The organism is Ruminococcus sporogenes (assembly GCF_054655175.1).
Window position 1 is genome coordinate 347,388 of sequence record NZ_BAAHOA010000003.1, and the last position, 22,512, is coordinate 369,899.

The following is a 22,512-nucleotide window of genomic DNA, read 5'->3' on the forward strand; positions in this document are numbered from 1 at the left end:
CGTCTCAACAAAAGAGGAAATTCATTTTTTATCGACCGGATTTTTCTTTTTTCTCTATAAAAATCCATAAAATAATTATAACTCACTTACAAAATTTTTGCAATAGTTTTTGTCAATTTAATTCTATAATTATTGCAAACTCCGCCAACATATAGTATAATATAGAAAGCATATAGAGAATTAACATTCAATTGAACGGAGGAAATCAAGTATGTGTGGATTCGTAGGCTTTACCAACTGTATAGATGATTCCAACAAAGCGCTGGAAAATATGATGAACAGGATTATTCACAGGGGCCCTGATTCCGGAGGCAGCTATATTGACGGCGATATTGCTCTGGGTTTCAGGCGGCTCAGTATTATAGACTTAGAACAGGGAGATCAGCCTATTTTAAATGAAGACAGTTCAAAGATATTGCTTTTCAACGGAGAAATTTATAATTTCCGGAGTATACGCGAAAAGCTTGTTGAAGCAGGTCATATTTTCAAAACCAAAACCGACTCTGAGGTCCTCCTGCACGGATATGAAGAATACGGAAAAAATCTGCTTAATATGCTAAGAGGAATGTTTGCATTTGTAATCTGGGATAAAAACACAAAAGAGCTTTTCGGCGCCCGTGATTTTTTCGGCATAAAACCGCTTTACTATTCTCTCTCAGGAAAAAGCTTTTTATTCGGCTCGGAAATTAAAAGTTTTCTCCCTCATCCTCACTTTAAAAAAGAGCTTAATACCGCCGCCCTTGAAAATTACCTTACATTCCAATATTCTCCGCAGACTGAATGCTTTTTTAAAAATGTCTACAAGCTGCCTGCCGCTCATTGCTTTACCTATAAAAACGGAGAACTAAATATTGAACGATACTGGGAAATCAAATTCGAGGCTGATGAAAAGCCTGATCTTGAAAGCTGGGTAAATAAGATTTCAGATACCTTCCACGATTCGGTTGAGGCTCATAAGATCGCCGATGTTGAAGTGGGAAGCTTTCTTTCCAGCGGCGTCGATTCAAGCTACGTTGCCGCAGTTGCAGACGTTGACAAGACCTTTACCGTAGGCTTCGGCAAGGATGAAAAGTATAACGAAATAGGCTGGGCAAAGGAATTCTCAAAGGCGATCGGCAAAGAAAATACAAGCAAGGTCATCTCTCCGGAGGAATACTGGAGCAGTCTTGAAAAAATCCAGTATCATATGGACGAACCGCTTGCAGATCCGGCTGCCGTCGCGCTTTATTTCGTATGCAATATCGCGTCTCAAAAGCTCAAGGTAGTTCTTTCAGGCGAGGGAGCGGACGAAATTTTCGGCGGTTACAACGTATACAGCGAGCCCGACGGCACCTTCTACGACAAGCTCCCTAAGGGCTTAAAACGGGGAATTGGAAATATTGCCGGAAAGCTGCCTGCCCACAGAGGAGTTAATTTCTTTATCAGAAAAGGCAAAGAGCTTGAAGAACGCTTTATCGGCAACGCATATATGTTTACGCCTGAAGAAAGAAAACAATTACTGAAAATAAAGACGGACGCGCCCGATCCTACAGTTATCACCAAGCCGTTTTACGACAAGGTCAAGGATAAAGACGAGGTAACTAAAATGCAGTATCTCGATCTGCATCTTTGGATGACCGGAGATATTCTGCTTAAAGCGGACAAAATGAGTATGGCAAATTCTCTTGAGCTTCGCGTTCCGTTTCTTGATAAGGAAGTAATGGCGGTAGCCGAAAAAATACCGAGAAAATACCGTGTAACACATAAGGAAACTACTGACGAGCATACTAAATATATTACCAAATACGCTATGCGCCTTGCGGCCAAAAAGGATACCCCTCCTCAGACAGCAAAGACCGCCGCTAAGAAAAAGCTGGGCTTTCCTGTGCCGATCCGCGTCTGGCTCAGGGAGGATAAATACTACAATATTGTCAAGGATAAATTTACAGGCACAGCGGCACGTAAATTTTTCAACTGCGATATTCTTATGAAGCTTCTCGACGATCATAAGAACGGAAAATGTGACAACAGCCGTAAGATATGGACTATTTTTATTTTCCTTGTATGGTACGGCGTTTATTTCGAGGGAAGCCAATTTGTCAAATAAACGAAAGGACGCTTATTAATTAAATGTCGAGCAACGTAACATATAAATATATAAAGCAAAACCCGGATATTATGGAATATATCCGCCGGGCAGACCGCGCTCTTGAGGCTCAAGGATATACCGAGCACTCTTTCGCACACGTTGAAATCGTAGCGCAGAACGCCAGCCTTATTCTTACCGAACTGGGTTATGACGAAAGACAAATAGAGCTCGCTAAGATTGCGGGTATCATGCACGATATCGGCAACGTCATAAACCGGATAGACCATGCTCAAAGCGGCGCGGTAATGGCATTTAGACTTCTTGATAACCTAAGTATGCCGGCTGATGAAATATGCTCTATAATATCAGCAATAGGAAATCACGACGAATCAACCGCCCAGCCTATAGACGCTATTTCCGCCGCGCTTATAATCGCCGATAAAACAGACGTAAGAAGAAGCAGGGTCAGAAATACCGATTTCCTCACTTTTGATATACACGACAGAGTAAATTACGCCGTTGAAAAATCAGCTCTTTATTTTAACGAAAGCAAAACCGCTATTGTGCTGGATCTGAAAATAGACACTGAAATTGCGCCGGTTATAGAATATTTTGAAATATTCCTAAACAGAATGCTTTTATGCAAACGCGCCTGCTCCTATCTGGGAGTTCAATTTAAGATGATTGTAAACGGTTCTTCGCTCTTATAGCGCGGATATAAAAAATACAGGAGGTCAAAATGATTTCGCAGTATCCCCATCTGATTGATTTAAACGACTACCCCATTTCCTGGTGGAATAAAATAATCCGGCTCGGCCACGATATAAAGCTTCACCCTCAGAGATATTCCCACGCCTGCGTAGGCAAAATAATGGCTACTCTTTTTTACGAACCGTCAACAAGAACGCAAATGTCATTTCAGTCCGCAATGATACGTCTAGGCGGAAATATAATCGGTTTCGATAACCCGTCCACATCGTCGGTTTCAAAGGGTGAAAGTTTGAAGGATACCACAAAAATAGTCAGCAGCTATTCAGATATTCTTATAATACGTCATCCTCAGCCTGGAGCGGCAAAGGCGGCGGCGCTAACGGCCGATTGCTCGGTTGTAAACGCCGGCGACGGAGGACATCTTCATCCGACGCAGACTCTGACCGACCTTCTGACTCTTCACGAGGAAAAAGGACGTCTTGATAATCTTAACGTCGGACTGTGCGGAGACCTTGTCAACGGAAGAACCGTTCATTCACTCTGTAAGGCTCTGTCCGCCTATTCGGGCAATACCTTTGTTCTCGTTTCGACTCCGAATCTCAGGCTCCCTTCATATGTAAAGGATATTATAACTGCCAGCGGAAGCAGATATACCGAGGTTTCCTCGCTGGACGAGGTGATAAACGATCTCGATATGCTTTATATGACGAGAATCCAGCGGGAACGCTTTGCAAGCGAGGCGGAATATCTTGCTGAAAAGGATACATATGTACTCGATAAAAAAAAGCTGAAAAAAAGCCGTCGGGATATGATAGTTATGCACCCTATGCCAAGAGTAGACGAAATTTCAGTAGACGTAGACGAGGACGAAAGAGCGGTTTATTTCAAACAGGCAAAGTACGGCATGTATGTGAGGATGGCTCTGATCATGACGCTGCTTGAAAGCGGAAGTCCGACAAATTTACTTAAGGGCGCCGTAAGAAACGGTATAGGCTGTCAGAATCCGGTATGTATAACAAATTCCGAGCAGTATCTGCCTAAATCCTTTTACGGCGCAGGAGATACGCTTGAATGTGAATACTGCGACGAAAGAATACTTCTTGAGCATTGATTATGTATATGAAACAGCTTTATTACGGAAACGGCAAAGGAAAAACGACTGCCGCGCTCGGTTTGGCTCTTAGAGCAGCCGGAAGCGGAATGAACGTACATATTGTTCAGTTTTTAAAGGGATCTGAAACCGGAGAGCTCCACGCCCTTGAAAGACTTGAAAATATAACGGTCAGCCGGCCGGATAAAAATTACGGCTTCTCATTTTCCATGACGGAAAAGACCAGATCAGAGATTACTGAAATTCATAATAAATTGTTGAAAAACGCCGTTGAACTGATAAAAAGTAAAAAAATACAGGTTCTGATACTTGATGAAATAACAGACGCGTATAACCTTGGCCTTATTGACATCAATGCCGTTGATTCTTTTATTTCCGGAAATTCTGAAGCGGAAATTATTATGACCGGTCATAGCCCCGAACAGATTTTTATAGACAGCTCTGATTATGTCAGTGAAATAAATGCAATAAAACACCCTTATGAAAAAGGAATAACGGCAAGGAAGGGCATAGAGTATTAGACGGAAATATTATAAGAATATAGCTTTCCCAAAAAATAAAAGCAGACGCTTATTAAATAAAGGCGTCTGCTTTTATTTTGCAAAATCATTACGGAGAAATAACCTTCATTATCTCGATTGCCGTTTTAATACCGTCAACCGCCGCCGACATTATCCCCCCCGCATAGCCGGCTCCTTCTCCGCAGGGATAGAGATTTTTCAGAGATACGCTGTTTCTGTTTTCAGTACGGCTTATTCTTATCGGAGACGACGTTCTTGTTTCAGGACCCGTCAGAAGCGCGGACTTATATCCGAAACACCGCAGCCTTTTAGAAAACGCATTAATTCCTGCTGCAAGCGAATCTGTGATAAACGAAGGAAATATCTCTCGGAAATCACTCTTTTCTATTCCCCTTTCATAAGTTCCCTTTATATTTGTTTTCAGATCGGGATTTCCGTTTAAAAAACCGCCTGTTGTCGTAGCAGGAGCGCCCTTTCCCAATGTAATATCATACGCTCTGCGCTCAATATTACGGGCAAATTTAACGCCGTCCATTATTCCTCCGCCGAAGTCCTCCGGTGAAACAGAAACCGCAATTGCCGCGTTGGCATTTTCTCCATTACGGGCAAACTCGCTCATTCCGTTGGTTACGGTTGTATTTTGCTCGCTTGCCGCCGGAACAACAGTTCCCCCGGGACACATACAGAACGTATAGACGCATCTCCCTCCGGTTAGTCTGTGAGAAAGCTGATATTCTCCTACAGGAAGTAACGGACAATCCGCATATTCGCCGTAAAGGCTCTCATTTACATCCTGCTGTCTGTGCTCTATCCGCACTCCTACCGAAAACGGCTTAGGCTCCATAAAAATATGATTTTTCTGAAGCATTTCAAAAGTATCCCTTGCAGAGTGACCGATTGCCGTCACAACAACAGAGGTTTCGGTTTCATTTCCGTTCCACAGCGCTTTTTTGATTTCTCCGTTTTCTATAACTATATCGTCAAGTCTCGAATTGAATCTAACCTCGCCCCCGCATTCTGTTATGCGGTTTCGGATTTCCTTTACTATCTTACGGAGATTATCGGTACCAATATGCGGCTTTGCTTTTATTAATATATCGTCAGGAGCGCCGAACGCGTTTAGCCTTTCCAAAACATATCTGCAAAGCGGATCGTTTATCCTTGTTGTCAGCTTACCGTCAGAAAAGGTTCCCGCCCCTCCCTCGCCAAATTGAACATTTGATTCGGCGTTCAGCTCTCCGCCTGACCAATAGCGCTTTACGCTGTCTATACGTCTGTCGGCGTCCTCCCCTCTTTCAAGGATAAGAGGTCTGTAACCGTTTTCTGCCAGAACAAGACCGCAGAACATACCGGCAGGACCAAAGCCCGCTATAACTATACGACCGTTCTTTTTTTTACCTGATATTACAGGATTAAAAACGCTTTTTTCTATTCTTTTTACATCCTTTTCATTAACGCATAGTTCCATGCCGCTGTCATAAAGCTCTGCATACACCGAATGAACAAAATGTATATCGCCGCGCTTTCTTGCGTCAAGAGAGGTTTTGTATATTCCGGTTTTAACCGTCAGATATTCTGATATTCCTGCTCTTTTCAATGCTCTTTTTATAACCGAACCGGTTAACTCTCCCAGCTCTCCCCTTATATTATTTATTATCAGCGGCATTTCTGATTCCTCCGTTATTTTATATATGTTTAAATACATTATAGCATATATCCCTGATGTAAACAACCGATTTTGAATTATCAGCGGATTAAACGGCATTATATAAATTGTAAGATGTTATAATATATCAATAATTTCCTTAACCATTTCTTAATTGACAGTCTGCATAAAATGATGTATAATATTAACTGTTTAAAATGCTTGGGCATTTATCAAAGGGAGTTGATTATGAAACTTAACATTAAAAAGGGTATTACGTACCCTAAAATTGTTGCTTTCGGTTTCTTTATTCTTATAGCGGCAGGTACAATTTTACTGCTTCTTCCCATTTCAAGCCGTCAGGAAGGATCGACAGGCCTAACCGACGCGCTTTTTACTGCAACATCCGCTTCTTGTGTTACAGGATTGGTAGTTGCGGATACTTATACGCACTGGACGCTTTTCGGTCAAATCGTAATAATATGTCTGATACAAATAGGAGGTCTTGGCTTTCTTACAATTCTGACAATGTTCTCCATGCTTTTTCACCGAAAAATTGGGCTCAAGGAAAGAAGCCTGCTTCAGGAAAGCGTTAATACAATGTATATCGGCGGAATCGTCAGGCTTATAAAAAAAATCCTTACAGGAACTTTTATTATAGAATTTATAGGAGCCGTTCTGCTTGCGACAAGATTTATACCGAAAATGGGAATCGGTATAGGAATCTACAACAGCATATTTACATCGATATCCGCTTTCTGCAACGCGGGCTTCGATCTCATGGGACGGTATGAAGAATATTCGTCCTTAACCATGTTCAGAGAAGACATCGTTGTTAATATTACCGTTGTCGCTTTAATACTTATCGGCGGTATAGGTTTTTTTGTATGGGACGATATATCGGTAAACAAACATCATATAACAAAATATCAGCTTCATACAAAGCTTGTGCTGATTGCAACCGGAATACTTGTAATCTTCGGAACAGCAGCCTTTTACATCTTAGAAAACGGCAACGAGCTGAAAGATCTTCCGATACATCATAAAATATCATCGTCCATGTTTATGGCTGTAACTCCAAGAACAGCAGGCTTCAATACAGTGGACGTTGCGTCAATGAATCCGGCAAGTAAAATGCTGACAATAATATTCATGTTTATAGGAGGAAACTCCGGTTCAACCGCAGGCGGTATTAAAACAACCACCGCCATGATACTTATACTGTCGGTATGGGCAAGCCTGAGAAACAATAACGGCATAAACGTTATGAAAAGACGTCTTGAGTCGGACGCTCTCAAAAGAGCCGCTTCCGTAGTCACAATAAATATTTCCCTTATAATTATATGCGAGCTGCTTATATGCGCCTCACAGCCGGAGCTCGACCTTACCGACGTAACCATCGAGGTTTTCTCGGCTATTGACACGGTAGGCATGTCCACCGGCGTTACAAGAGACTTGAACACCTTTTCACGATACATAATCGTTTTTCTTATGTACTGCGGACGAGTCGGAAGCTTATCCTTCGCGCTTCTTTTTACTGAACAGAAAGCGCCGAATATTGTTCAGAATCCGGTTGAAAAAATCAACATAGGATAAAATAAATTACAGCAAACTTAATTTGGCAAGCCGCCGCCATAAAAGCGGCAGAATGGAGAAATGAAAATGAAATCTATTCTGATAATCGGTCTCGGACGATTCGGAACGCATCTTATTCATAGATTTTACGACTTAGGAGACGAAGTTATGGCAGTCGATATAAGCGAGGAAAAGGTACAGGAGGCTATGCCTTTTGTAACAAGCGCCAAAATCGGAGACTGTACAAAGCTCGATACTCTAAGGACGCTTGGAATAAAGAATTTTGATCTCTGTTTCGTCTGCATCGGAGAAAACTTCCAGAGCAGTCTTGAAATAACAAGCCTGCTGCATGATATGGGAGCCGCTAAGGTTATAAGCAAGGCAAATACGGAAATTCACGCTAAATTTCTGCTCCGAAACGGCGCTGACGAGGTTACTTACCCTGAAAGGGACAGCGCACAGAAGCTTGCAACCAGATACAGCGTAGACAATATTTTTGATTTTATTGAATTGACAAAGGATACTGCAATTTACGAAATACCGATACTTGAAAGCTGGATAGGAAAAAGCATAGTCAAGCTTGACGCAAGAAAGAAGTATCATATCAACATTCTGGCGATAAAAAACAACAATTCCATTCAGGCCCTGCCGGGCGCTGAATATATATTCAGAACAGACGATCATGTTATTGTTTTAGGGCATAATGCCGACGTTGAAAGGCTTCTGAAAAAAATGGACTGATACATTAAATTACGAGCGGCTTTTGATAAGCCGTCTTTTTTTTGATATTTTTTGCCGAAAACTCTTGAATTAGGCGGATTTTCATGATATAATTAATAATGTATAAATGTATGCAGAGGGAAGGGAATGATCAGCTATGACTGTAAGAGAACAAACTGAAACCATAGAACTGAATACCCTCAGTCCATATGCCTGTAAATCATTCGGAAACGGAAGACGCGTCAGACATGAAGAAAAATGCCCGTTCAGAACTGAATTCCAGCGTGATAGAGACCGGATTCTTCACTGCAACTCCTTCAGACGTCTGAAGAGAAAGACGCAGGTATTCCTCTCCCCCGTCGGCGATCATTACCGTACACGATTAACGCACACCCTTGAGGTATCACAGATCGCCAGAACGATTGCAAGAGCGTTGCGCCTCAACGAGGACTTAACAGAGGCGATCGCTTTAGGTCATGATCTCGGACATTCTCCTTTCGGACACTGCGGTGAAACGATTCTCAATGAGATATGTCCTTACGGCTATAAACACTATCTCCAAAGTATAAGAGTAGTAGATTATATAGAAAATAACGGAAATGGTCTTAATTTGACATATGAGGTAAAAAACGGGATCGCATGCCATACTAACGCGGTTGCAAAAACCGCCGAGGGAAATGCGGTAAGACTGTCGGATAAAATAGCCTATATAAATCATGACATAGAAGACGCTTTACGCGCCGGAATACTGAAAAATTCAGACCTGCCGGAATTTCCCGTAAGAATTCTTGGAAAAACTAAATCCGAACGAATAACTTCATTGGTCAGCGCTGTTATTGAAAACGGCGCCGAGGAAATCAAGATGACAGGAGATATAAAGATAGCGCACGACGAGCTGCGTTCATTTATGTTTGAACGAGTTTATACCAACCCTTCTGCTAAATCAGAAGAGATTAAGGCAAAAATACTGGTGGAACAGCTTTACGATTATTTTAAAAAACGTCCGGAAAAGCTCCCGGAGGAATACAGAAAAATAGCGGACAGATTTGATGCGGACAGAGCTGTATGCGATTATATTTCCGGAATGAGCGACGGCTATGCAGTCGATCTTTTTAATGAACTGTTTGTTCCGCGTTTTTGGAAGTAGGTGAGATTATGCCTCTTCCAGAAGAATTCTTATACCAGCTTAAGCTTGCTAATCCTATTGAATCGGTTATAGGAGGCTATACCGGACTGAGAAGAAGCGGACGGGATCATGTTGCCTTATGTCCGTTTCATTCAGAAAAAACGCCGTCCTTTCACGTTTATTCCGACACGCAGAGCTTCTATTGTTTCGGCTGCGGCGCCGGCGGAGATGTCATAACCTTTATAAAAAGAATTGAAAACCTTGATTATATAGAAGCCGTGCGTCTGCTTGCACAGCGCGGCGGATTGGACATGCCCGAAAACTCTTCCGATAATACTGTCGGAGAGCTGAAAAAACGTATTTATGAAATAAACCGCGAAACTGCCAATTATTATTTCCGGCAGCTTGTTGCAGGAAACGATAAAAGAGGCTTGAAATATTTCGCATCAAGAGGCTTGAAACCGGAAACTATAAAAAAATACGGTCTGGGCTTTGCTCCTCCAAGCTGGGACGGTCTGAAAAAACATCTTGCCGGTATGGGCTTCAGCGAGAAGGAAATGATAGCGGCAGGCGTCAGAAGCGTAAGCAGAAATGAAAAAAATGTTTATGATACCTTCCGCGACAGAGTTATATTCCCCATAATAGATTTAAGAGGAAATATAATCGCTTTCGGAGGAAGGGTTCTTGATGACAGCGTCCCGAAATATCTTAATACAGGAGATACTCCGGTATTCAAAAAAAGCAGAAATCTTTTCTCACTCAATTTCGCTAAAAATGCGGCTGTTAAAAGGTTAATACTGGCAGAAGGTTATATGGACGTAATCGCTATCAATCAGGCAGGCTTTGAAAACGTAGTAGCTACGCTTGGTACTGCTCTCACGCCTGATCAGGCAAGGATCATGAAATCCTATGCAGATGAAGTAATCATATCATATGACAGCGACAGAGCCGGACAGAGCGCTACTCAACGCGCCATTAATCTTTTGAGCGCGGCTGGATTAACAGCAAAGATAATAAAGATGGACGGCGCTAAGGATCCTGATGAATATATAAAGAAATTCGGAGCCAAGCGGTTTAAAATGCTTATAGATAATTCGGACGGCGCAATAAATTTTGAGCTTGAAAAGTGCAAAACAGGACTTGATCTTGAAACTGATACAGGTAAAGTGGAGTTTCTAAAAAAAACCGTTAAGATTTTGTCGCAAATATCAAACGAGCTTGAACGAGACGTTTATATTTCTAAAATAGCGAAGGAAAACGAAATAAATATAAGCGTTCTGAGAGAACAGGTTAAAAGTGAAATAAGAAAAAATCGTAATATCGCAAAAAAAAGCGAATGGCAGGCTATCCGATCAAAACCGTTTTATTCAGATCCCCTTGTACCGGAAAAATCCTCTGCGCTTAAACAGGTTAAAGCCGAAGAAGGCATTCTGGCATATCTTTTTCGGAATCCTGACGCAGTTGAAAATGTTAAGGAAAAGCTGTCTCCGGATTTCTTTATAACTGATTTTTATCGCCGTGTTTATGTTACATACTGCAATAAAATACCGGATTATCAGTTTTTTTCGCTTTCTATGTTTTCCGATGTATTTAACGACGAAGAAATGGGTAAAATAACCGGAATAGAGGCCAAAAACAAAGAAATTGTACTAACTAATCAAAATCTCAATGATTATATTAAAATTTTGCAGGATTATAAAAATAATCCTTTAAATAAAAACAAAAACCAGATTTCAGACGACGACCTGTTAAATATCGTAAAATCCAAAAGATAAAAAATAAAGCCGCCGTTATCGGCTTGGAATGGAGCGTTTTTATGTTAATGGACAAAAAAACAACTATCGAAAACCTTATTGAAAAAGGAAAAGCTAATGGAAAGCTTTCAACCAAGGAAATAACCGACGCGTTGGAAGAGCTTGATTTCGACGTCGACCAAATGGATACCTTTTATGATAACTGTGCCAGCAACAATATTGAAATAGTAGACGATTTTTCCACAGACACTGATTTAAAAATCGGTCTTGATTCAGGTATCGGAGACGATCTTGAAATGGCTCTGTCTACTGAAGGCATTGCTATAGACGATCCGGTAAAAATTTACCTTAAGGAAATCGGACGCGTTCCTCTTTTAAGCGCAGAGGAAGAAATCGAACTTGCTCAAAGAATGTCGCAGGGAGATTCGTATGCAAAAAAACGTCTTTCTGAAGCAAATCTGCGTCTTGTTGTAAGTATAGCGAAAAAATATGTTGGACGCGGAATGCAATTTCTGGATCTTATTCAGGAGGGAAATCTCGGACTTATTAAGGCGGTTGAAAAATTTGACTACACAAAAGGCTTTAAGTTTTCAACGTATGCCACATGGTGGATCAGACAGGCTATAACAAGAGCTATCGCCGATCAGGCAAGAACAATAAGAATACCGGTTCATATGGTAGAAACTATTACTAAGGTAAAAAAAGTTTCCAGTCAACTTCTCCATGAAAACGGACATGATCCGACCGCTGAGGAAATTGCTTTAAAGCTTGAAATGCCGGTTGAAAGAGTAAGGGAAATCATGCGTATTGCACAGGATCCTGTTTCCCTTGAAACTCCTATCGGCGAGGAAGAGGACAGCCACTTGGGAGATTTTATTCCTGACGACGACGCGCCTGCTCCGGCTGAAGCAGCGTCGCTGATTCTTCTTAAGGAACAGCTAAACGATGTTCTGGCAACTCTGACTGACCGGGAAGCAAAAGTATTAAAGCTCAGATTCGGTCTTGAGGACGGACGTTCCAGAACACTTGAGGAAGTCGGAAAAGAATTCGACGTTACACGCGAACGTATAAGGCAGATAGAAGCAAAAGCATTAAGAAAGCTAAGACATCCAAGCAGAAGTAAGAAAGTCAAAGATTTTCTTGATTAATCTTTGACATATACATATGAAAAAAAGAGGACTTCAATAAGAGTCCTCTTTTTCTATATTAAATTTTAATAATAAATTCACTTTTATTGGAGGTTAAAATGATTTACAACAATTTTATCTCAGTACATCGGTACCACCCTTAAATTGATTTTCAATAATCAGGCTGAATTTTCTGGCGGTCTCACTCCTTTATGATTATGTGATCCTAAGATTCCAAAATAATGCTTTCATTCCACATCAACCCTTTACCGAATTTTTTATTGTAATTAAATATCAATTAGTACATCGGTACCACCTTTTCAAACTATTTATCTTTGCTTTTTATGTAAAGACATTACGTCATAAAATTGAGATTAACCCAACCTCAAAAATATGAAATTGAAGCTGTTGTTGAAACAATAACCGCATCCTCCATTTTACAACCCAAACGTCTCAAATAAATTTCAAAGAAAATCTCATGTTACTCTAAACGGAATAATGATTCTTATTTTCATGAATTCCCAATTATTTCATTTAAAACTTTTTTGAACATTGAGTCACCAACAACAGCTTCGTAAAACTGTTCTTCAATAGATTCCACCGGCAACTCCCTCCATCTTGATATAAATTTATTCCCGCAAAAGAATTTCCCGAAATTCTTAAATCAGCCTTGCGAAAATATCATCGTGAAAGAAACGTCAACAATACATTGATAAAACTTAATACATCAACACTTTTTAAATCTGACATCTATGCCTTTATGATTTATTATTGACTGTTGTTCTTTCGTTGTATATATAATACCACATTCTTTAGTCAATGTCAACAGTTTCAGAATAAAAAAATACACAATTTTATAAAAAATGTTTAAACACAATGCCTATTGACTTTATTTCTATATTGTAGTATAATTATTTTTGTTAGGGCAAAAATATTATTGAATTGGAGAAAAAATAATGTCAGATATGAACGAATACCAGCCGGATCTTTTTACCTTAGAAGACGAGGACGGCAATGAAGAAACCTTTGAGCTTATTGACGTTGTAAAAGAAGAGGACACAACTTACTACGCTCTTATTCCCCAACAGTCTGATCCTGACAACCTTGAAGAAGACGATTATTTTGTAATACTTAAGCAAGATGACAACGATCCGGACGGAATGCTCGTTTCAATAGAAGACGAATCGGAATTAGACCGTCTGGCCGAGATCTTTATACAAAGACTTTATGCTGACGACGAATACGACTGCGGAGACGACTGCGACTGTTGCAGCTAAATTTTACTATTGATTTTTTATTAAAAATATGTTATAATAATAACAGAAAAACAAATATGTATTCTGCCTTGTACGTGTCAATATGGTTTTTATAATCCAACACTTTATAAAAGGGAATCTGACTCTGACTGATGATTGCAGACCTCCCGTCTTTATGACGGACGAAGGGAGCGTGAGGCTTTCAGGAGGATACCCACCTTGCTTAACAGCTTGGTTTTATGCGCCATATGACGGCAAGGCGGTTTATACTTTCTTAAAAAATAATCCCGTGTTCAGATGAACACGGGATTTCAATTTATATATTCAAAATTATTCTTCTTAGATTTAACGCGTCAAACACGTCGACGCTTCCGTTTCCGTCAACATCGGCAGCAGTACTGTCGGCAATTTCAACAGGAATATTCAATAAAAATTTCTGTAACAAAACCAAGTCTGCAACATTTACATTGCCGTCTTTATTAAGATCTCCGGCTAAGCCCCCTTTATCAGGAGTAGTACCGTCAGGTTCCGTGCCGCCAATCAATACTCCGTTAGAATAAACGCATATATTAGGCGCTTTCTGCATTTCTCCGCTGTAACCGTTATAGCTTCCACTGTCAACCTCAAGCATACCCTGCATGCTCCAGTCATCCGAAGTATCCCAAGGCGTACTCCAAGATCCTATTTGAAGCTGATATTTCTTGTTGGAATTTGCTATAACATATCCATCCCATGTCACTTCAATATAATAAACGCTGTCCTTATAAAGCGTCGGACCTGTAAGAACTCCGTCAAAATCCGTTTCCGTCTCTGCCTGATCATAAGTTTCACGCATCTGTATAGCCGATACGCTATCCATTCCCTTTGTATCAAAATAGTATCTTACCGATACGTCCTTTAAAGCTTCAACAGAATCAGTGCACACATAAAGAGTCAGATCAGTACAGCCTATTCCTCCGTTTTGCTTCTGGTTAGAAACAATTCCTTCAACCCAATAATTGTTTCCTCCGCTTTCTCCCCCGCTGCTTTTATCCGGAGGAGGAAAATCCGGCGTTGTCTGCATCGAAGCGTCTCCGAAAAACTCATATAGTCCGGCGCAGGCTCCGACAAACGCCGCATTATAATCTATAGTAACCTCGTTGTAAATCCAATCCGCAGTAGTGTCGTTATGCTTATCCGACGCATCAGGACCGCCTACAAGAGCGCCGTATAAAACATGCTTCTGTTCTCGCGTATCCTCAGCCATCGTCAAGCCCGACGACGCTCTGTGATGAGGATACTTTACCGCATTGTCATTATATCCTACCACATATGCGGTTCCGGCAGTATTATTTCCCAGAAGATATTCCATCTGTTCCTTTGCCCATTCACTGTATTTCGAAGCTTTTCCGTTATTATTATACTTATCAAATACAAGAGCCGCCAGCTGAGCCGCCGTATTATATCTTGCAGAGCCCCAGGTACTCAAATAGAAATAACCCTGAGGAGAAATTGTTCCCAGTCCACCGCTCATACAATTCTGAATCTGCTTTTCTATCTGACTCCAAAAATCCTTAATTTCATACTCATTTTTACCGCTTATCGTCCTGTATCTGTCAAGGATAGAATTATCCTGGTCGTTACACTCGGATATTAAACACATAGCCCCTGTCCAGACATCGTTCCAGCAATGAACATAAGTTGGGGGAGCATAATAATCGTTGCCTAACACGCCGAGAGCCTCGTCAAGATAATTTGTATCGCCGGTTGCCTTATAAAGCCACATGCCTGCCCAGCAATAATCATCCTGCCATTTTGATGAATTATAATAACTTTTAGGACCGTCGGCATTATCGCTCAATTGCTTCTCATTAGTCTGGGCAAATTTAAACAGCGCCTTTGCATAATCCAAGCTCTTAGCGGCATATTCAGCGTCGGTATCCTTGAAATTAAGGTAATTTGCCGCAAGAGAAGCTGCTGTAGCGGCAACATAATCAGTCTGGGGTTTATCGGCTGTAAGGAAAAAACCCTTACGCTCCATACTGTCAATCTCAGGAGCGTTCCAATATGCATGATCTATATCTCCGTCACCGACCTGATAGCAGAACGCTACTACATCGCCGTTTGAATCCCTGAAAGTACATTTCATAAAGTAATCGTTGAAATACTTTAATATTGTTTCAATGTGGTCGTCCTGACCGGTTTTTATATACGAATCCCTGAATTCATAGTATCCCCACCCTAACGTTGATCCGGAATAAGCCTCCGGCATACCGAATTTGACATGATCTCCCGCGTCATGAAAGCCTCCGGCAACATCTACATAACCGTCTCCGTCCGGATCAAGTATACTTTTATTTTCCGAAATAAAGCCGGCGGAAAGGTTTGTATTTTCGGTATCCAGCGGAAGCTGCGAATCATAGGTATGGCAATCCCCTCTCCATGTAAACCGAGTATTTTCTCCCACCTCAGTTCCGCACATATTCGCGTCATAAAAATAAATAGAATATTGAAGCGCCTTGGCAAAGTTGCCGTAATCCTCGGCGGCCGAAGCGCTCTGAGTAAACGACGAAAGCGGAGAAGTCAGATACAATGCCGTGGTAAACGCACTCATTGCCGCTGCCGACAGCCTTTTCAGCAATTTCACAATAAATTCCTCCTGTTAAAATTTTAAAATACAGTTTCAAACACTTTTATTTTATCATATTGCAGAAAAAATTTCAATAATTTCTGATGAAAATATTAAATATATATAAATTTATATAAAAAAATACGGCACAGCTAAAAAACTGCGCCGTATTAAGTAACTGTTATTATTACTTAACGATTTCCTTAAGAGCCTTTGGCTCCTTAGGCTGATGACAGCCATACAATGAAGCTGAACCGCAAGCCTTAACTGCTGTGTTCATGCCAACCTTTGCTGCTGCTTCCATGATTTTTCTTGAAATCTTCTTCATAACAAATTCCTGCCTTTTTATTTTTATTTTCTGTCTAAAGGACTTTACCTTTTGACAAATATATGATAACATATTTTGGAATAAAAATCAAATGATTTTCTTAAAAGAATAATCTTTTTACATCAAATGCGGAATTTAATAATTTATTCATAATTTATTCATATTTTATAAACAAACGCTTAAAACTTTATACATTAATAAAATAATTTTCAAAAAATCTATAATTTCTTTAAGTTTGTTCACAATTTATTCGAATTTATATGTTATAATGGTTTAATAAAGAAATACATAAGTATTATTTGAATTATTATAAATATTATAACGAATGGAGAGCAATATGATAAAAACAGCTATTTGTGATAATAACCTTAATAACGCAATTATAATAAAAAATTCTATTGAACAGTTCTCAAATAAATTTCGTCTGAGATGCGATATAAGCATTTACACCTCCGGAAACGAGCTTATAATTGATCATCATAAATACAAAGCAATATTTATCAATACTAATATCAAAGATAAAAGCGCGGACAATATTGCCAGATACATTCGAATGTCGGGTGAAAAAACAAGGCTTATTTTTATTTCCGACAATGAAAGAACAGCATGCCAAATTATAAAATACCAGCCGTTCGGTTTTATACATAATATCAATCTTCAGTCGGAGCTGACTGAATTGCTGCCCTCTCTTTTTCTTGAGATTAACGGCGAGGACCAGTATTTCACATTTAAATCAGAATCGGGTACAGTAAACCTGAAAATAAAGGATATTAACTACTTTGAAACCTTCGGCCACGTTATTGAAATAAATACAGACAATAAGGTTATTCCTATCAGAACAACTCTAAAGCTTCTGGAGGATAAATTTAAAGGCTTCGGATTTTTCAGAATTCATAAAAGCTATCTGGTTAATGTCAGATCGGTATTTTCAGTCAATCGGCATTACGTTACCCTTAATAACATGAAAACCCTTCCCATCGGAAAAAGCAGAACAGAGGTATTAAATAACATAATCAAATACCGATTTGCTCAGCATAAATCGAGTTCTGCTGATCCGTGTTCAATAAGACTATAAATAATGAGGTTAATAATACAGTATGAACGAATATATAAATATTATCTGGCACCTTATAGAACTTGCAGCCTGTGTTGTTGAATCAATCATGATAACGTCTTTTATGGTGAACATGCTTGGATATAAGGATCCGAAATATAAATTTACAAAATTTATGCTATGCGTAGTTATTTCTGTGATAAATTCAACCGTTGTTTCAACAATTATACCGGTGGATTCTTTTATCGGATCTATGCAGATGATAATATGTCTGATATTTTCCTTGATATTCCTTAACGGACGGATATTCTACAAAATTCTTACATCATTACTGTCAGTATTTTTTGTATTAATTATAAACTCTATTATTTTAACGCTGGTTAGCTGTATTTTTAAAACGCCGATTTACATACTCATTTCTTCGTCCGGTATTGTAAGATTATTGATATTAATTTCTACAAAATCCATTTACTTCATTATTACAAAATTTATTATTAAAATCACCAGAAATAAAAAGCTGCATTTTTCAAGAAATGAAAGCAGATATATAATGAGCGTATTTATATTAACGATTGTCGCATGCAATATACTTTTTGAGGTTATTTCATCAGTAAAATATTCAACGCCGTTTTCATTAACCGCTATCGCGGTATTAGTTTCAATAAACGTTTTAAATTATATAATAATACATAAATGTCATCAGATAAATATAAATAAGGCAAAGATAAACCGTATAGCTCAGGAAATAATAAGGCATGAGGAACAGATTAACCAGTTATCTGCCGGTTCACTGAAAACAAATAGAAAAAGTCAGGAAACCTCTGAAAAGAACGAATGCAATAATTTTGAAAATCCTGCTTTTACTAATTATAAAAGTCTGAACACTATTATCAACAATGCGGTAAAGGACTGCCGTGAAAAAAATATTTCAGTTAATTGCAGTATTTCGCCGTATATAGAAAACTTTCCGGAAAACGAGATAATTTCAATAATTTCAAATACCCTTAAAGAATCTATAAGCGCATCAAAAAGCAGCAGCTTTCAGCCGGCGATAGATCTCGAAATACTGAATAATAAAAATTATCTCAGCATTATTATTTCTCACTATCTCAAAACTACTGATATTTATCTTACGGACGATATATCAGAAGATGAAATTACGGTTCCTTTTAACCCTTATCATAATAAAAAAATTTCAAATATAATGGATAAATATAACGGAATTATACTTTTTAATAAAAACAGAAATAAGATCATTACAAATATATGGCTTGATTTTTCAAAGGCGTCCCTTATCAAATGATATAAACTCCCGCCTTACTGCTGAAGCAAGATAAAGAGATCCGCATATTAAAACCGCAGCGTTTCTTTCTTCTGCAACGCCGACCGCCCTTTCAATCGCATTCTTATAATCCATTGCTTCACACGGGCATGTAAAATAATCTTTAAGCTCTGCCGACGGTATGTTATTATCAATATAGCCGTCAGCGCATATTGCGGCATCAAGAATACCGGACAGCCGCTCTGCCGCATATTTTACGTCTTTACCTCTAACCATTCCCACAATACCAATAACCTTGCAGTCCAGCTCATTTAATATTTCTATAAGAGAATCAATACCAGACATATTATGTCCGCCGTCGGCAATGACAGGCGGATTTTTGCTTATCAGTTCTATTCTGAGCTTAACCTTAGCTTTTTTTATTCCGTCCCTTATATTTTTATCTGAAAGATCAAAGACGCCCTTCCTTAACAATTCGGCGGCTTCAATTGCAGTTAAGGCATTATTAATTTGGTGCTTTCCGCACATTCTGATCTGAAATTCTTTTCCCTTATATATAAATCTGCTGCCTAAAATATTTGAATCTAAACAAATGCAGTCAGCAGTATCCGGTATAATCAGCAAACTATGGCTTTTCTCGGCTTTTAATTTTACAATTTCCAATGCTTCAGACGTATTGTCAGACGCTAAAATAACGGGGCAGCCCTTTTTTATTATACCTGCTTTCTGTATAGCTATTTCCCCTATAGTGTTTCCCAGAATCTGAGTGTGATCCAAGGAAACGGAGGTTATTACAGACAATAAAGGATCGTCGATTATATTTGTAGCGTCAAGCAATCCGCCTATTCCCGCTTCAAGAAATACAATATCGCATTTTTCCTCTAAAAAATAAATCAGCGCAATAGCAAATGTTATTTCAAATTGTGAATAGCATTCTCCTGATACTGCTTCTTTCACCCTGACGCATATCTCTCCAAGTCTTTCGTCAGATATATTTTCTCCATTTATTCTGATTCTGTCATTATATTTTTCAATATAAGGAGATGTAAACTGGCCCGTTTTATACCCTGCCTGAATAAAAATATCCGACAGATATTCAAGTGTCGATCCCTTACCGTTAGTACCTGCTATATGAACAAATTTAAGCATTTTATGAGGATTTCCAAGTCTTTTTAGCAAATCAGAGATTCTTGACAAATCATTAACCCTTTTTCCCGAATGGCTAAAGCCTTGAACATAGCTTACAGCGTTGAATGACATAATAATTCTCCCAAATAGTTTTTTGTTTATTATAGCACTCAAGGCACAATTTGTCCAGATTGTCACCCATATATTAAATCAAGGTTGACAATACAGCTGGCCTGTGATATAATCAATAAAAAAGTAAAACGGAGGTTTTTCATGGAAACAATCAAGGAAAAAAAAACAATTAAAACAACAGATATGGTCTTATGCGCAATGTTTGCCGCGCTTATTGCTGTAGGAGCGTTTATACGAATACCTATACCATACGTACCGTTTACTTTGCAGCTATTCTTTACAACACTTGCCGGACTGCTTCTGGGACCAAAGCTTGGAGCTGCCAGTTCTCTTGTTTATATGATTACAGGTCTTATAGGAATACCTATTTTTACTGAAGGCGGAGGTCCCGGATATATTTTTAAGCCCAGCTTCGGATATATAATAGGCTTTGTAATTGGCTCGTTTGTAACCGGAATGATTGCGTCAAAGGCTGCAAGACCGTCGTTTAAAAGGCTTTTAACAGCTTCCTTAGCAGGACTTGTTATAGTATATGCAATAGGAATGATTTACTGCTTTCTTATTACCAATTTTTATCTTGGAACTGATATGAGTGTAAAAACAGTGTTTTTATACTGCTTTCTATTTATCATTCCCGGCGATCTCGCCTTAACATTTTTGGCGTCATTTTTATCACAAAGACTAATACCCATTCTTAACAGAGAAAGAGAGAAAAAATGAGCAATATTAATAATTTAAAGGAAAAGGTTTTATCAGGAATAAATATTTCCAAACAGGAAGCTATGACCTTGTGGAACAGCGATTATAATGAGCTTTGCAGCAGCGCTGATGAAATCAGACGACATTTCTGTGAAAACCGATTTGACATATGCACAATAATCAATGGAAAAAGCGGAAAATGTACTGAAAATTGCAAATTCTGCGCTCAATCCTCATTTTATCATACTCACGCAGACGAATATCCTCTGCTTGATACCGAAAGCATAGTAAATGAAGCCGTAAGCAACTCAGAGCAGGGAATTCTACGATTTTCAATTGTCACCTCAGGAAAAAGGCTCTCGGATTCAGAAGTTAATAAAATGTGTGAAACTATAAGAGAAATACATAAAAAAACAAATATTTCCGTCTGTGTTTCATTCGGATTGCTTAATGAAGAACAATATAAAAAATTAAAAAATGCAGGAGTATCGAGAGTTCATAATAATCTTGAAACTTCAGAAAATTATTTTAAAAACGTCTGTACTTCTCATACGTTTGAGGATAAGATACATGCTGTCAAAGCGGCACAAAATGCCGGACTAAGCGTATGCAGCGGAGGAATAATGGGACTTGGTGAAACTGACGAGGACAGAACTGATATAGCTTTTACATTGCGTGAGCTTGGTATCAAGTCTGTTCCTATCAATATGCTAAATCCTATTCCCGGTACGCCGTTTGAAAATAATCAAAAATTGACCGAAAAGGATATGTGCCGTATCTGTGCAGTTTACCGTTTTATACTTCCGGACGCGTCAATACGTCTTGCAGGAGGAAGAGGTCTTATGGAAAGTAAAGGAAAAGAATGCTTTAAATCCGGAGCAAACTCAGCCATTTCAGGAAATATGCTGACTACATCGGGAATAACAATTAAAACTGATATGAAGCTTCTGAAGGAACTGAATTATAGGACGGCGCTTTGCAATGAGTAAAGGAATATTTGTAACAGCTACAGGAACGGACATTGGCAAAACCTATGTTACCGCTCTTATTATCAAAAAGCTTAGGGAATACGGGATAAACGCAGGTTACTACAAAGCGGCGCTGAGCGGGGCGGAAACTATTAAAGAAAGCGACGCAGGCTATGTAAACCAAACAGCCAAAATAAACCAGAACCAAGAATCTCTTATATCTTATTTATATAAGTCTCCCCTTTCTCCCCACCTTGCTTCACAAATTGAAGGAAATCCTGTGGATTTAAATAAAATAAAGGACGACTTTAAGTCTGTTTGTCATAAATATGATTATGTTACAGTCGAAGGAAGCGGAGGTATTATATGTCCTATACGATGGGATAACAGCGAGCATATTTTACTGGAAGATATAATAAAGACCTTAGAGCTGAACACAATCATTATTGCCGACAGCGGTCTGGGAACAATTAATGCCACTGTTCTGACAACAGAATACCTTAAATCTAAAAATATAGGAATTAAGGGAATTATTTTAAATCATTATACAGGAAATCATATGCAAAAAAACAATATGGACATGATTCAGGAACTAACGGGCGTTCCGGTTATTGAATGCGTAGCTCCGAACGATAAAAATATAAATATAAGCAAAAATGCTCTTGAAACGATTTATGAACAAATATAATTACTAAAAAC

19 protein-coding genes and 1 other RNA gene are annotated in these 22,512 nt (G+C 39.0%); 16 read left to right on the forward strand and 4 right to left on the reverse strand.

Annotated elements, in window-relative coordinates; genetic code table 11:
* Nucleotides 1–211: 211 nt before the first annotated feature.
* The 4 genes from asnB to ACYQ0N_RS11885 are packed head-to-tail and all read left to right on the forward strand — an operon-like array spanning nucleotide 212 to nucleotide 4,411.
* Nucleotides 212–2,086, forward strand: a complete 1,875-nt coding sequence (asnB, locus tag ACYQ0N_RS11870) for an asparagine synthase (glutamine-hydrolyzing) (RefSeq protein WP_460162776.1) — start codon at nucleotides 212–214, stop codon at nucleotides 2,084–2,086.
* 23 nt (nucleotides 2,087–2,109) lie between these two features.
* The gene (locus ACYQ0N_RS11875) at nucleotides 2,110–2,778 is read left to right on the forward strand and encodes an HD domain-containing protein (RefSeq protein WP_460162777.1); all 669 of its coding nucleotides are present in this window, start codon (nucleotides 2,110–2,112) and stop codon (nucleotides 2,776–2,778) included.
* A gap of 29 nt (nucleotides 2,779–2,807) precedes the next feature.
* On the forward strand, nucleotides 2,808–3,890 hold the full coding sequence (gene pyrB / locus ACYQ0N_RS11880) for an aspartate carbamoyltransferase (protein ID WP_177531751.1): 1,083 nt from the start codon (nucleotides 2,808–2,810) through the stop codon (nucleotides 3,888–3,890).
* Between the two features lie 2 nt (nucleotides 3,891–3,892).
* A complete protein-coding gene (locus tag ACYQ0N_RS11885) occupies nucleotides 3,893–4,411 on the forward strand; it encodes a cob(I)yrinic acid a,c-diamide adenosyltransferase (protein WP_460162778.1) in 519 nt (172 codons plus the stop codon).
* An 88-nt stretch (nucleotides 4,412–4,499) separates the two neighbouring features.
* On the opposite strand, the gene ACYQ0N_RS11890 is transcribed toward ACYQ0N_RS11885, so the two are convergent.
* Nucleotides 4,500–6,077 carry an NAD(P)/FAD-dependent oxidoreductase gene (locus ACYQ0N_RS11890; protein WP_460162779.1) on the reverse strand — a complete coding sequence of 526 codons (1,578 nt, stop codon included), beginning with the start codon at nucleotides 6,075–6,077 and terminating at the stop codon, nucleotides 4,500–4,502.
* 228 nt (nucleotides 6,078–6,305) lie between these two features.
* On the opposite strand from ACYQ0N_RS11890, the gene ACYQ0N_RS11895 reads away from it, so the two are divergent.
* The 7 genes from ACYQ0N_RS11895 (at nucleotide 6,306) to ssrS (ending at nucleotide 13,884) form a co-directional block, all read left to right on the forward strand.
* Entirely contained in the window at nucleotides 6,306–7,652 is a 1,347-nt protein-coding gene (locus ACYQ0N_RS11895) for a TrkH family potassium uptake protein (protein ID WP_177531753.1), read from the forward strand.
* A gap of 66 nt (nucleotides 7,653–7,718) precedes the next feature.
* A complete protein-coding gene (locus tag ACYQ0N_RS11900; protein ID WP_177531754.1) occupies nucleotides 7,719–8,372 on the forward strand; it encodes a potassium channel family protein in 654 nt (217 codons plus the stop codon).
* 136 nt (nucleotides 8,373–8,508) lie between these two features.
* Nucleotides 8,509–9,498: a deoxyguanosinetriphosphate triphosphohydrolase gene (locus ACYQ0N_RS11905; RefSeq protein ID WP_177531755.1), complete on the forward strand. Its 990-nt coding sequence runs from the start codon at nucleotides 8,509–8,511 to the stop codon at nucleotides 9,496–9,498.
* An 8-nt stretch (nucleotides 9,499–9,506) separates the two neighbouring features.
* On the forward strand, nucleotides 9,507–11,252 hold the full coding sequence (gene dnaG / locus ACYQ0N_RS11910; protein WP_460162780.1) for a DNA primase: 1,746 nt from the start codon (nucleotides 9,507–9,509) through the stop codon (nucleotides 11,250–11,252).
* 47 nt (nucleotides 11,253–11,299) lie between these two features.
* Entirely contained in the window at nucleotides 11,300–12,379 is a 1,080-nt protein-coding gene (gene rpoD, locus ACYQ0N_RS11915) for an RNA polymerase sigma factor RpoD (RefSeq protein ID WP_177531900.1), read from the forward strand.
* A gap of 935 nt (nucleotides 12,380–13,314) precedes the next feature.
* Entirely contained in the window at nucleotides 13,315–13,635 is a 321-nt protein-coding gene (locus ACYQ0N_RS11920) for a DUF1292 domain-containing protein (RefSeq protein WP_460162781.1), read from the forward strand.
* 57 nt (nucleotides 13,636–13,692) lie between these two features.
* Nucleotides 13,693–13,884: non-coding RNA, 6S RNA (gene ssrS / locus ACYQ0N_RS11925), on the forward strand.
* A 46-nt stretch (nucleotides 13,885–13,930) separates the two neighbouring features.
* Here the strand turns inward: ssrS and ACYQ0N_RS11930 are convergent.
* Both ACYQ0N_RS11930 and ACYQ0N_RS11935 read right to left on the reverse strand, forming a co-directional pair.
* Nucleotides 13,931–16,240 (reverse strand): glycoside hydrolase family 9 protein, encoded by a 2,310-nt coding sequence (locus tag ACYQ0N_RS11930; protein ID WP_460162782.1) that lies wholly within the window; start codon nucleotides 16,238–16,240, stop codon nucleotides 13,931–13,933.
* Nucleotides 16,241–16,409: 169 nt separating this feature from the next.
* Entirely contained in the window at nucleotides 16,410–16,550 is a 141-nt protein-coding gene (locus ACYQ0N_RS11935) for a cyclic lactone autoinducer peptide (protein ID WP_177531891.1), read from the reverse strand.
* 337 nt (nucleotides 16,551–16,887) lie between these two features.
* Between ACYQ0N_RS11935 and ACYQ0N_RS11940 the strand changes: the two genes are divergently transcribed.
* Both ACYQ0N_RS11940 and ACYQ0N_RS11945 read left to right on the forward strand, forming a co-directional pair.
* Nucleotides 16,888–17,625, forward strand: coding sequence for a LytR/AlgR family response regulator transcription factor (locus ACYQ0N_RS11940; RefSeq protein ID WP_460162783.1), 738 nt, complete (start codon nucleotides 16,888–16,890; stop codon nucleotides 17,623–17,625).
* 22 nt (nucleotides 17,626–17,647) lie between these two features.
* A complete protein-coding gene (locus tag ACYQ0N_RS11945) occupies nucleotides 17,648–18,907 on the forward strand; it encodes a hypothetical protein (RefSeq protein ID WP_460162784.1) in 1,260 nt (419 codons plus the stop codon).
* Here ACYQ0N_RS11945 and ACYQ0N_RS11950 read toward each other — a convergent pair.
* Nucleotides 18,884–20,146, reverse strand: coding sequence for a bifunctional folylpolyglutamate synthase/dihydrofolate synthase (locus ACYQ0N_RS11950; protein ID WP_460162785.1), 1,263 nt, complete (start codon nucleotides 20,144–20,146; stop codon nucleotides 18,884–18,886). The genes ACYQ0N_RS11945 and ACYQ0N_RS11950 overlap by 24 nt on opposite strands.
* Nucleotides 20,147–20,287: 141 nt before the next feature.
* Here ACYQ0N_RS11950 and ACYQ0N_RS11955 point away from each other — a divergent pair, with 141 nt between their 5' ends.
* The 3 genes from ACYQ0N_RS11955 to bioD are packed head-to-tail and all read left to right on the forward strand — an operon-like array spanning nucleotide 20,288 to nucleotide 22,501.
* On the forward strand, nucleotides 20,288–20,866 hold the full coding sequence (locus ACYQ0N_RS11955) for a biotin transporter BioY (protein ID WP_460162786.1): 579 nt from the start codon (nucleotides 20,288–20,290) through the stop codon (nucleotides 20,864–20,866).
* On the forward strand, nucleotides 20,863–21,834 hold the full coding sequence (gene bioB, locus ACYQ0N_RS11960; RefSeq protein ID WP_460162787.1) for a biotin synthase BioB: 972 nt from the start codon (nucleotides 20,863–20,865) through the stop codon (nucleotides 21,832–21,834). The genes ACYQ0N_RS11955 and bioB overlap by 4 nt, the downstream gene beginning before the upstream one ends.
* Nucleotides 21,827–22,501 (forward strand): dethiobiotin synthase, encoded by a 675-nt coding sequence (gene bioD / locus ACYQ0N_RS11965; protein WP_177531897.1) that lies wholly within the window; start codon nucleotides 21,827–21,829, stop codon nucleotides 22,499–22,501. Before bioB ends, bioD begins: the two co-directional genes overlap by 8 nt.
* Nucleotides 22,502–22,512: the final 11 nt, after the last annotated feature.